Source organism: Roseibium sp. (genome assembly GCF_025698965.1).
Classification (GTDB): domain Bacteria; phylum Pseudomonadota; class Alphaproteobacteria; order Rhizobiales; family Stappiaceae; genus Roseibium.
Map to the genome: position 1 here is coordinate 1 of NZ_JAILWL010000189.1, position 11,322 is coordinate 11,322.

Genomic DNA, 11,322 nt, shown 5'->3' on the forward strand with positions numbered 1-11,322 from the left:
TGGCCTGCAACCATATCATGTTGACCAATGACAGCACTTCCTCGGTGGCGCTGCCCGAGGTGCCGCTGTTGGCGGTTCTGCCGGGTACTGGCGGGCTCACCCGAGTGACCGACAAGCGCAAGGTGCGCCGAGACCGGGCGGATATTTTCTGTTCGACCGAAGAGGGGGTGAAAGGCCAGCGCGCAGTGGATTGGCGGTTGGTCGATGAAATTGTTGCCAACTCCACCTTTGCAGAGACGGTTGCCGAGCGCGCCCATGAATTTGCAGCAACATCTACAAAGGCCGATGTAGCCGAGGGCATCTTGCTCGGGCCGATCGAGCGGCGAACGGATGAAGATGGAAGTTTTGGCTATTCGCTGGTCGAGGTTGAGGTGGACAGACCCACCTGCAAGGCGGTGATCACGCTCAGTGGCCCCGAAGAGGATGCGCAGGCGGATATGGCCGGCTTCACCTCAGAAGGAGATCAGGCATACTTGCTGCGGCTGGCGCGCGAACTGGACGATGCAATCCTGCACCTCAGACTGAACGAGATGGAACTTGGCCTCCTGGTATTCCGCACTCAGGGCGATCCGAGTCGCTTCGACGCTCACGAGCGGCTGCTCCTGGAGAATAAGGATCACTGGCTGGCCAACGAGGTGTTGCAATACTGGAAGCGACTGCTCAAGCGGATTGATGTGACTTCGCGGTCACTCATTGCACTCGTTGAGCATGGCTCGTGTTTCACCGGCATTCTGACCGAGCTGCTGTTTGCGGTGGACCGGTCGTACATGATGGAAGACGAATTCGAGGGCGACAATCGCCCACTGGCCACAGTGACGGTGAGTGATGCGAATTTTGGTCCCTTTCCCATGGCCAATGGTCTGACCCGCCTGCAGACACGATTCCTTGGCGAACCAGAAACAACCCAAAAAGTCGCTGAGCAGAAAGGCGAGGCGCTGGAGGCGGAAGAGGCCGACGCGCTTGGCCTGGTCACCATGATCCTCGATGACATCGATTGGGACGATGAGATCCGTATCTTCATTGAAGAACGAATGAGCTTCTCGCCTGATGCGATGACCGGCATGGAGGCCAACCTTCGTTTTGCCGGTCCGGAAACTATGGAGACCCGCATTTTCGGGCGCCTGACCGCCTGGCAGAACTGGATTTTCATCCGCCCCAATGCAGTCGGGCCAGATGGCGCATTGCAGCGCTATGGCACCGGCGTGCGGGGCGATTACAACATGGAGCGTGTCTAAACGCTTGATAGGACAATGTCCGGCGGCTGCAGCGTCGGGCCAGGTATCAATTGGAGACTTCGATGACCGATCTCGTCAATGTCAGCTACGACACACTCATCCCAAACAATGTCGGCCTCAGTTCCGACAAGAAGGTGTTGAAGGCGCTGGAAAAGTGGCACCCCGGCTATATCAATTGGTGGAACGATCTGATCCCCCGGAAGTTCCAGGAATCCATGATCTATCTACGCACCGCGATCAGCGTTGACCCCAAGGGCTGGGCCAAATTCGATTATGTGAAGATGCCGGAATACCGCTGGGGCGTCCTGCTGGCGCCGGAGGTCGAGGGCCGTACCATCCCCTGTGGTGAGCACTACGGCCAACCCGCCTGGCAAGAGGTGCCGGGTGAGTACCGCAACCTGATGAAACGGCTGATCGTCATTCAGGGCGATACCGAGCCGGGCTCGGTCGAGCAGCAGCGCTTCCTCGGGCTTACCGCACCATCGCTCTACGACATGCGCAACCTGTTTCAGGTGAATGTGGAAGAGGGGCGGCATCTGTGGGCAATGGTCTATATCCTGCAGAAGTATTTCGGCCGCGACGGACGTGAGGAAGCCGACGATCTTTTGCGCCGATCCTCAGGCAGCGAAGAGGCGCCAAGGATGCTGGGTGCCTTTAACGAGGAGACACCGGACTGGCTTTCCTTCTTCATGTTCACCTATTTCACCGACCGTGATGGCAAGATGCAGTTGGAAAGTCTGGCACAGTCGGGCTTCGATCCATTGTCGCGTACCTGCCGCTTCATGTTGACCGAAGAAGCCCACCATATGTTCGTCGGCGAAACCGGCGTCGGGCGCACCATTCAGAAGACCTGCGAGGTCATGAACGCAAACGGCATCACCGACCCCTATGACATCAACAAGATCCGGGATCTTGGGGTGATCGACCTGCCGACAATTCAGAAAAAACTCAACCTTCACTACACGCTGTCGCTGGATCTGTTCGGACAGGAAGTGTCGACCAATGCGGCCAATGCCTTCAACGCGGGTATCAAGGGACGCTACCTGGAGCATAAGATCGACGACGATCACCAATTGCAGAATGACACCTACAATGTCTGGGACATGGTGGATGGCAAGCTGGTTCAGCACGAGGTGCCGGCGCTGACAGCCATCAACATGCGGCTTCGGGACGATTATACCCGGGATGCCGCCGGTGGCGTCGGACGCTGGAACAAGATCATCGAAAAGGCCGGGATCGAGTTTGTGCTCAAGCTGCCGCACGAAGCATTCAATCGCAAGATCGGTGTGTTCACTGGGCAGAATTTCGACCCTGAAGGCAACCTGCTGACCGGTGCTGAGTATGATGCGGCAGTGGCTCATTGGCTGCCGACCCACGCCGATGGCGATTTCATCCAGTCGCTGATGAAACCGGTAAGCGAACCGGGCGAATATGCCGGCTGGATCGCGCCGCCACGCATGGGCATCGACAACAAGCCTGGCGATTTCGAATACGTCAAACTGCATATGGCGTAATCCGGAAAAGCCTGTCTGATGCGCTGTTGCCAGACAGGCCGATCCCTGACCTTTCTTACACAGTCAAGGGGCCACTATGAGCCAGCCGACCAAGCAGCACCTGATCGACCCCGAGATTTGCATCCGGTGTTACACCTGCGAAATGACATGTTCGATCGGCGCGATTGAGCATGACGACACCAATGTGGTCGTCAATCCGGAAATCTGTAATTTCTGCATGGACTGCATTCCTGTTTGTCCGACCGGCTCAATCGACGAATGGCGGGTGGTGCGCCGCAGCTATTCGCTCGATGATCAGTACGGCTTTAGCGAATTGCCTGAACAAGAAGACATGACTGAGACGGGCGAAGACGCGGACACGGACATGGAGGCGTTTGACGATGCGATCGCGGCGCTTCTGGCCGAGGCGCACAAAGGGACAGGCGGCAAGGCAAAAGCGCCTGCAAGCGCTGCAAAGCCGACGATCAATCTTTATAATCCCGGCAAGCCAGCCGGAGCCACGGTACAGGGAAACTACCGTCTGACGGATGTGGACAGCGACGCCGATGTGCGCCATGTCATTTTGAATTTCGGCAGCCTGCCGATGCCGGTGCTTGAAGGGCAGAGCATCGGGATTATCCCGCCCGGCACCGACGATGACGGAAAACCGCATCTGCCGCGGCTCTACTCGATTTCCAGCCCGCGCGACGGCGAGCGTCCGAATTTCAACAATCTCTCGCTGACCGTGAAGCGCGAGGAGAAGGGAGTTTGCTCGAATTATGTCTGTGACCTGAAAAAAGGCGATAGTGTTCAGGTCACCGGCCCGTTCGGGGCCACCTTCCTTCTACCGGAAGATCCGCGAGCACGGCTGCTGCTGATCTGCACCGGCACCGGATCGGCACCGTTTCGCGCCTTTACCATGCGCCGCCAGCGCACGCTAGGTGCCAACCAGGGCGGCATGACCATGTTCTTCGGCGCCCGCTCGCCCGGCAATCTGCCCTATTTCGGACCGCTTAAAAAAGTCCCGCAGACACTGCTGCACACGCATATGGTGTTCAGCCGCATACCCGGGGCACCAAAGGAATATGTGCAGGACCGGATGATGGTCGAGCAGGAAGCGGTGGCGGATCTGTTGGCAGACCCCAACACGCATATTTACATTTGCGGCCTGCGCGGTATGGAGGAGGGTGTTGAGAAATCCTTCACCAACATTGCGGCAGACATCGGTATCGAGTGGCAGAACCTGCGCGATACCATGCGCGGGGAAGGCCGCTATCATGTTGAAACCTATTGAGTCTGAGTCTGGAGCATCGCCCATGCATGACGCATCCACCCCGGCGCCCGCTGCCTTCGATCATGAAATCCGGGTCACATGGGCTGACTGCGATCCAGCCAGGATCGCCTATACGGGCCGTATCCCCGGGTTTGCCCTTGATGCAATCAATGCCTGGTGGGAAGCGCATCTCAATGAGCCTGGCTGGTACTATTTGGAGATTGATCGCAATACGGGGACACCGTTTGTGCATATGTCGATTGATTTCCGCGCGCCGGTCACCCCCCGCCATCGGCTGAACTGCAAGGTGCGTCCGGTGCGACTTGGGGATAGCTCGATCGAATTTTCAGTGGCAGGCTATCAAGACAACATTCTCTGCTTCGAAGGACGTTTCATCTGCGTCTTTGTGGTGGCGGACAAGTTTGAGAAAAAGTTGGTGCCACCCGATATCCGCGCGCTGGTCGAGCCTTATCTGTCTCCAAGTCCGGCTTAGAGAGACCCTGAGTTAGGCGTGTTGGGACAATGCCCGGTTTTGCCGTGTTCGGAGTATTGAAAAGATTGCTGCGGAAACAGTGACGAGACTTCACGCTCGAGCAATCGGAGGTCTTAAGCAGTATTATTCCTTCGTCATCCGACCACTCAGGTACGCGGATGACCGCGACTTGCATGGCGACCGACACAGTCGCTCATTCTGATGTGGCCTGAACGTATGATTCCCTGGTGCGCGCTATATGTTTTTCAAGAATTGATTTCAGTGCTTCGAGGTTCTTTTCCTCACATGCCTTTCTCAGCTCGATATGTTCCTTGAAGGATAGCTGCGTATGTTCCGGCAATGCAGCCATATGGGTCCGAAGCGCGGCGATCTTGCCTTCGTACCGTTCGTAGCTGGCAGATAGGTATTCATTTCCGCAGTGCCTGAAGGCGATCTGGTGAAAAGCCGTGTCCAGATCGAGGTAGGCGTGGACTTCGCCCGCCTCCATGGCTCTGGTCATGTCATCGACGACTTTTGTCATGTCTGAAATCAGGCCATCAGGATCCAGCACAAGGGCAAGCTCAAATGCGGCGAGTTCGATCGTCATTCTGAAGTCGCAGATTTGCTCGACCTCGTCCTCGGTAAGCGTGAAGACCTTTGCACCCTTCTGGGGTTCGATCTGGACCAGGCCTTCTTCCCGAAGTTGAGCGAGAGATTCCCGCACCGGCGTTTTGGACACCTGTAGTTCGTCCGCAATGCTACGTTCCGAGAGCGATTGACCCATAGCAAGGCGCCCACTGACAATCCGTTCCCTGAGATTCTCCAGGACCAAATCGCGTAGTGACTTGGGACGTTCGATCACCATTCCAAAAAACCTTATTGCGCGAAGTATCGTTCAGGTTGTTATCTGGTATTCCAGTTCGCGCGATTTGGAAAGATCAAAGGTATATTGTCCCTGTTTAAGGGCCCTTTAGTTGTGGCTTTAGGTGGTCAGGGAAAGCTGTCTACAACGGTGGAAACCGGAACTTCGGGAATGTCGGGCCTTTTTCGAAGTTTCTGTCACCAGTCGGAGGCTATGGTTTTGAACCGTTCCGGAATTGTTTTTGTCACTGTCTTGAGGATCAGAGACTGCAGTTTCATGCGAACAGTCACATCGGGCGCCCAGCCGTCTTCCGGATTGTATCCGATCAGGTCCCTGGTAGGTTCGAGGTCCCAACGCATGCCCGGGTTGTCTGACATCAGGTTCAGGACGGCATAGGGAACATCCCGGGCATCGATCGCACATTTCATGCCTTGAAGATAATCTCTGTCGCTGAGCCACATTTCCTGTCCCCAGCGCCCCATGGCCATGTGCGTGCCGGGCAGATTGTCATGCGTCCACTGGGTCCAGCCTATTCTAAGGCAAATGACGGACAGCCCGTGTTCTGACGCAAAAAATTCTCCCATGCGCTCACCGAACAATTTCGAGACGCCGTATGCATTGACGGGCTTCGGGTCCAGAGAAGGGACAAGTCTTTCTGAAGAAAACCGGTATCCGCCCTGAACCCAGTTCGAACTGGCGAAAACGACCCGTCGGACGTTGTTCTCTGAGGCAGCATGATAGAGGTTCAAGGTCGCATTCATATTGTTAGCGACAGAAGACCCCCAGCTGGCGTCAGGGCTGCGGTCAGCGGCCAAGTGCACGACGGTATCGGCGTCAGCCAGGTGCCGCGTCCAGTCTCCCTTCTTTGAAAAGTCGGCTACATGACAATCGGGCCTGTCCGTTTCCCGGATATCAAGACCTACCGGATGCCAATCTGTTTGGGTCTTTATCTCGTCGTAAAGCTTGCCACCCAGATGTCCCGAAGCTCCGGTTATCACAACGCGTCTGTTCATTCCGTGGTCTCCCTGATCCGATACTTGACCGAAAACATCGAAGTTTCTCCCGGAGACAGGTTTTCGGCAGGTGCGTGCCATTCCAGTTCCGCGTAGTCGTAGTCAGCCGAATTGTAGACTTCCAGCGCATGGCCATGGGCGTATTTTTCCGCCGCCGAGAGCGACGATGCTTCGGCGGTCAGGGTGATAGCTCCCGTCTCGCCGCCACAAAGGACCTTGGCCACACACCCGGTCGGGTGAGTACCTATCTTGAATTCATCTGCTGCAATGCAGCTGACTGCGATCTGCTCTCTTGAGACTGAAACTGCAGTCAATGGGTCTCCCATCACGATCGCGTGGCTTTCCCGTGCGGGAGCTTGACAGATGATCCTGACCGGACGCCGGACCATCATCACCGACCAGATTCCACAGTGCTGATCGGTGTCGGAATGATTGATCAGCTTGTGTTCGACTGTCCAGCCTGCTTCACCCTTTTCAAGGGTGACGGTGCGAACAACCTGCAATCCGCTGATCGGGCAGATCCGGCTGGTCATGCAAACTTTCACGTCAGAAAGCGTCTGACATTCGTAAGGACCGGAATCGAGAACCGGATGCGGCCCGGTCTCGGGCCAGGAGCTTTCGGGGGCGATCCAGGTCTTTTCCCCACCCCAGAGCGGGAAAGGCAGGTGTCTGGCCCTTGTCGGAACCGTACTGAGATCCGAAAGGTCGGGCGGAAACTCCCGAGAGTCCGGATTTTCAAACAATAGAGGCTTGCCTCGAAAATGAACGTTCATGACACGCCCGCCGATCCCGGGAAGCAGCGAGAGCTTCACGATGTCGTCGGACAGAACGGTGTACTGCCAAAGATTTGAATTAGGCATGGTGCTTCCCGGACGGCGGCAAAGGCGGGGCACGCGGGCAGAAAACCCGCGCGCCCGACCCTCAGACGTGCTTGAACTGGTCAACATTGTCCTTGTTGATCGTCATGACACCGGTGACGACCTGCTCCGGCAGGGGATTGATGCCTGCCGACTGCCAGTCCGGTACCACTTTGAGGCCTTCCGTATTCTGCCAGTGCATCATGTGGATCGCGAGATAAGCTTCCAGATAGGACTTCTGGGCAACCGCGCCGTGTATCGTACCGTCTTCGATGTAGGGCAGCATGTCGTCATTGCGATCCATCGCGACGATCTTGATATCGCCTGCGCGACCGGCTTCGTGGACGGCAATCGCAGCTCCCTTGCCGCTGTCGCCATCTGTCCCACCGATCCCGACGATATCCGGATGCGCCTGGATACCCTGCAGATAAGCGGTTGGCGCGTATGAAGGATCGGCGCGGTCATTGACGACGTCCACCACTTCGATATCCGGGTACTTTTCCTTGAACAGCGCCTTGTATCCCTCGACGCGTTCCAGGGTGGACGGGGCAGGGAAGGTGCCGAGAAGAACCTTGCCCTTGCCACCGATCGCCTGTGCGAGCAACTCGCCGCCGACCTTACCCGCTTCAAATCCGTTGATGCCAAGAAACGAAGAGCGCGGACTTTGTTGCACGTCACCGATGCAGGTTGTCACCGGTATTCCCGCCTCGACAGCGCGTTCGATTCCCGGTGCGAGTGTCGCAGGGTCGCCTGGGAAAATCAGGATACCGGCAGGGCGACGGGCAATCAGTTCATCAAGTTGGCGGGCCTGCCCGGCCGTGTCGAAATCAAGCGGCCCGGTGAACGTCGTTTTGATGTCGAGGATTTCCTCAAGGTCCTTCAGGGCAGCCCTGTGGTCGACCCAGAAGGGAACCTGCGTCACGATGGAAAGGAAGACGTATTCCTTGCCGGCTCCCTGGGCGAGCGCCTCGCTGGAGAATTTCGGCAAGCTCAGCCCGGCAAGGGTTAGCCCTCCCGCTCCGGCCAATAGGTTTCTGCGATTAAGGTTCATGCTGGTCATAGGATCCTCCCAGTTGAATTGACCAAAGTGAAAAGTGAATCAGGTGGACTGACGCCTGACGAGCATGTCGAGCGCGACTGCGCAGACGAGCACGGCTCCGATGACGATCATTTGCCAGTAAATGGAAACGGCAAGCATGGTCATGGCGTTGTTGATAAGGGCTACGAAAACCACTCCGAGAAAGGCTCCCAGAATTGTGCCTTCACCGCCGCGCAAGGAGGCGCCGCCAATAACGGCTGCGGCCAGAACCTGTAGCTCAAGCGCATTCCCGGCGGTCGGAGTGCCGCTCATGAGGCGTGATGCCAAAAGGACACCCGCCAATGCCGCCAACACGCCGGTCAGGATATAGGCAATGATCCGGACGCGGTTGACGGCGATGCCGGACAGCATGGCTGCCTTTTCGTTGGCGCCGATGAAATAGATCTGGCGGAAGAAACGCGTATGTCGCACGGCGAGATCGAACAGGATGATCAGCGACAGCGTCAGGATTACCAGTAGCGGGATGCCGAGCAAGCTCGCCTTGCCGATATAGCCGAAAGCGGGCGGCAGGCTGCTGACCGAAAATCCCTCCGTGAGAACCAGTGCAATACCGCGGGCAATCGACATTGTCCCCAAAGTCGCGACGAGCGGATTTATGCCGATCATAGTTATGAGAATTCCGTTCACAAGGCCCGCGACAGCACCCAGCAACAGCCCAAGAATAACGGCGACCGGCATCGGCACGCCGGCCAGAAGCAGCAGGGCGACAACTGTGCTGGACAACGCCATGACAGAACCAACAGAAAGGTCGAATCCGCCCGAGGCGAGCAGAATGGCCATACCGATCACGATGATCGCCGTTGGTGTCATGCCAACGGCGACCGCCCTGAAGTTGCTCGCGCTCAGGAAATAAGGCGTGACGAACGACATCATCACGACAATTCCCAATATCATGAGCAGCAACGTAAGTTCACGTGTGTGCAGACAGGCGGAAATCACTCTGCTCATCAGCGAAGGCGCGGCTTGTTTGTCTAGGATCTGCAGGCTCATTGAAGTGCACTCCGCTCAGCTTCGTTTGATGTGGATTGGGATGGGACCTGGACACCGGCCGCCAGGTTGAGAATGGAATCGTCAGTGGCCATTTCGGCGCTGATTTCACCAACCAGCCTGCCTTCGTGGACAACAATGATGCGATCCGTAAGCGTCGCAAGTTCAGCAAAATCGGAAGACACCACCAGTATCGCCATACCGTCTGCGGCCTTCTTGCGAAGTTCATCGTGAATTTGAAACTTGGCCCCGACATCGACGCCCTTTGTCGGTTCGTCGATGATCAAAATGTCCGGTTCGGTCTCAAGCCATTTTGCCAGCATGATTTTCTGCTGGTTGCCGCCGGACAAAAACCGGATGTCGGTGTCCTGGCTTGCCGTCTTTACCGAAAATCGTTCGATCGCATTCTGCGTTGCCCGCCGGGCGGATGCCGTGTTGAAAATGCCATTGACGGTGTGCTTTTTCAGGCTGGCGGCGACGAGGTTGTCACGAACCGAGTGATCGAGAAACAGCCCGTCGGTCTTTCGTTCTTCCGGGACATATCCAATACCGGCCTTCATCGCTCCGGACAAAGAGCGCAGTTCGACGGGTTCACCTTTGACTTTCAGAACACCTTCGTGTGCCGTGAACAGACCGGCCAAGGCTTTTGCGATGACACTTCGGCGGGAACCCATCAATCCCGCGAGGCCGACAATTTCCCCGCTCCTGAGCGTCAAAGAAATGTCTTCGAAGACACCCGGAAATGACAATGATTGCGCTTCCAGAAGGACGTCGCCAATCGCATCGGAGGCGTGTTTTGCGCTTGTCGGGACATGACCGCCAATCATTTCCGCAACAATTTCGTTTTCGCTGGTATTGGATGTGTTGTGCGTACTGATTTTTCGTCCGTCCCGGAGAACGGTGACGCGGTCCGCAATATTGAAGATTTCCGACATGTGATGGCTGACGTAGATAATGCCTATGCCGCGCCTGGTGAGGTCGCGCAGGATCGAGAACAGCTTGTCGACTTCATCTGGAGTTAAAGCGGATGTCGGCTCATCCAGGAGAATGACCCTGGAATTCAGCGACAACGCCTTCGCAATCTCAACGACCTGGCGTGTGCTGATCGGAAGTTTGTCCACCGGCGCGCTGACGTTGACCGAAAGATTGAATTCTCCAAGAAGTGTCTGCGCACGGTGGTGAAGCTCCCTCCAGTCAACAATACCGAATGTTGCCGGCGCGTGTCCGGCAAAGATGTTTTCGGCGACAGACAGGCCCCCGGCCAGGCTGAGTTCCTGAAATACGCAGCCGATCCCGAGATTCTGCGCATGGGCCGGATTGTCGATGACGGTCTTCTTGCCGGACAGATAAATGGATCCGGTGTCCGGCTGATGTAGACCGTACATCATTCCAAGGCATGTGGATTTGCCTGCACCGTTTTCACCGACAAGCGCGTGAATTTCTCCTGGCAGCAATTCAAAATCGACGTGGTTGATAACCTTGTTCGAACCAAAGCTCTTGCTGACCGTCCGAAATTCAATCAGGGGCGTTTGCGAGCTCATTTTGCCCCCGCTTTGCTGTTCGAGTGCGAATCTGCAACCGCGATATCGGTGATTTCGGCGGTGTATGTGGTTCGTGTCCGGTCGATGTGCTGGTTCAGAATCCGCACCGTTTCGTCCACGGAACCGTTTCGAAACGCATCAAGGATGGCTTTGTGTTCCTGCATGGAAAGCTGCGTGTGGGACGGTTTGACGGCCAGATGCGTGCGAAGCGCGGCAATTTTGCCGGAATATCTCCGGTATGTTTCGATGAAATAGGAATTGCCGCAGTATTTGAAGAACGTCATATGGAACTTGGAATCGAGGTCCAGGTAACGTTGGACATCGCCCTCATTAAGACGTTGCCGCATTTCGCCGACGATTTCCGAGATCTCGAACAGGACGTCATTGGGGTGACGGGTGATCGCCAGCTTGACGGCGGCGGTCTCGATCGGTTGCCTAAAATCACAGATGTCTGCAACCTCATCGCCACCAAGCGTAAAGACGAAGGCTC

11 protein-coding genes are annotated in these 11,322 nt (G+C 56.4%); 4 read left to right on the forward strand and 7 right to left on the reverse strand.

Going from position 1 to position 11,322, the window contains the following annotated elements; all coding sequences use genetic code 11:
* From K5905_RS16135 to K5905_RS16150, 4 genes are all read left to right on the forward strand, one after another.
* A partial coding sequence (locus tag K5905_RS16135) for a benzoyl-CoA-dihydrodiol lyase (RefSeq protein ID WP_297585709.1) occupies positions 1-1,235 on the forward strand: 1,235 nt, incomplete at its 5' end.
* Positions 1,236-1,297: 62 nt separating this feature from the next.
* Positions 1,298-2,749, forward strand: a complete 1,452-nt coding sequence (gene boxB, locus K5905_RS16140) for a benzoyl-CoA 2,3-epoxidase subunit BoxB (protein WP_297585710.1) — start codon at positions 1,298-1,300, stop codon at positions 2,747-2,749.
* Positions 2,750-2,825: 76 nt separating this feature from the next.
* The gene (gene boxA, locus K5905_RS16145) at positions 2,826-4,022 is read left to right on the forward strand and encodes a benzoyl-CoA 2,3-epoxidase subunit BoxA (RefSeq protein ID WP_297585711.1); all 1,197 of its coding nucleotides are present in this window, start codon (positions 2,826-2,828) and stop codon (positions 4,020-4,022) included.
* 22 nt (positions 4,023-4,044) lie between these two features.
* Positions 4,045-4,494, forward strand: a complete 450-nt coding sequence (locus K5905_RS16150) for a thioesterase family protein (RefSeq protein ID WP_297585712.1) — start codon at positions 4,045-4,047, stop codon at positions 4,492-4,494.
* Positions 4,495-4,687: 193 nt separating this feature from the next.
* Here the strand turns inward: K5905_RS16150 and K5905_RS16155 are convergent, their stop codons facing one another.
* From K5905_RS16155 to K5905_RS16185, 7 genes are all read right to left on the reverse strand, one after another.
* Positions 4,688-5,338, reverse strand: coding sequence for a GntR family transcriptional regulator (locus K5905_RS16155; protein WP_297585713.1), 651 nt, complete (start codon positions 5,336-5,338; stop codon positions 4,688-4,690).
* 194 nt (positions 5,339-5,532) lie between these two features.
* A complete protein-coding gene (locus K5905_RS16160; protein ID WP_297585715.1) occupies positions 5,533-6,348 on the reverse strand; it encodes an NAD(P)-dependent oxidoreductase in 816 nt (271 codons plus the stop codon).
* A complete protein-coding gene (locus K5905_RS16165; protein ID WP_297585717.1) occupies positions 6,345-7,208 on the reverse strand; it encodes a hypothetical protein in 864 nt (287 codons plus the stop codon). Before K5905_RS16165 ends, K5905_RS16160 begins: the two co-directional genes overlap by 4 nt.
* A gap of 61 nt (positions 7,209-7,269) precedes the next feature.
* Positions 7,270-8,265: a substrate-binding domain-containing protein gene (locus K5905_RS16170; protein WP_297585718.1), complete on the reverse strand. Its 996-nt coding sequence runs from the start codon at positions 8,263-8,265 to the stop codon at positions 7,270-7,272.
* A gap of 39 nt (positions 8,266-8,304) precedes the next feature.
* A complete protein-coding gene (locus K5905_RS16175; RefSeq protein WP_297585720.1) occupies positions 8,305-9,294 on the reverse strand; it encodes an ABC transporter permease in 990 nt (329 codons plus the stop codon).
* Entirely contained in the window at positions 9,291-10,832 is a 1,542-nt protein-coding gene (locus K5905_RS16180) for a sugar ABC transporter ATP-binding protein (RefSeq protein WP_297585722.1), read from the reverse strand. The genes K5905_RS16175 and K5905_RS16180 overlap by 4 nt, the downstream gene beginning before the upstream one ends.
* Positions 10,829-11,322, reverse strand: a 494-nt coding sequence (locus tag K5905_RS16185; RefSeq protein WP_297585724.1) for a GntR family transcriptional regulator, incomplete at its 5' end; no start/stop codon positions are given. The genes K5905_RS16180 and K5905_RS16185, both read right to left, overlap by 4 nt.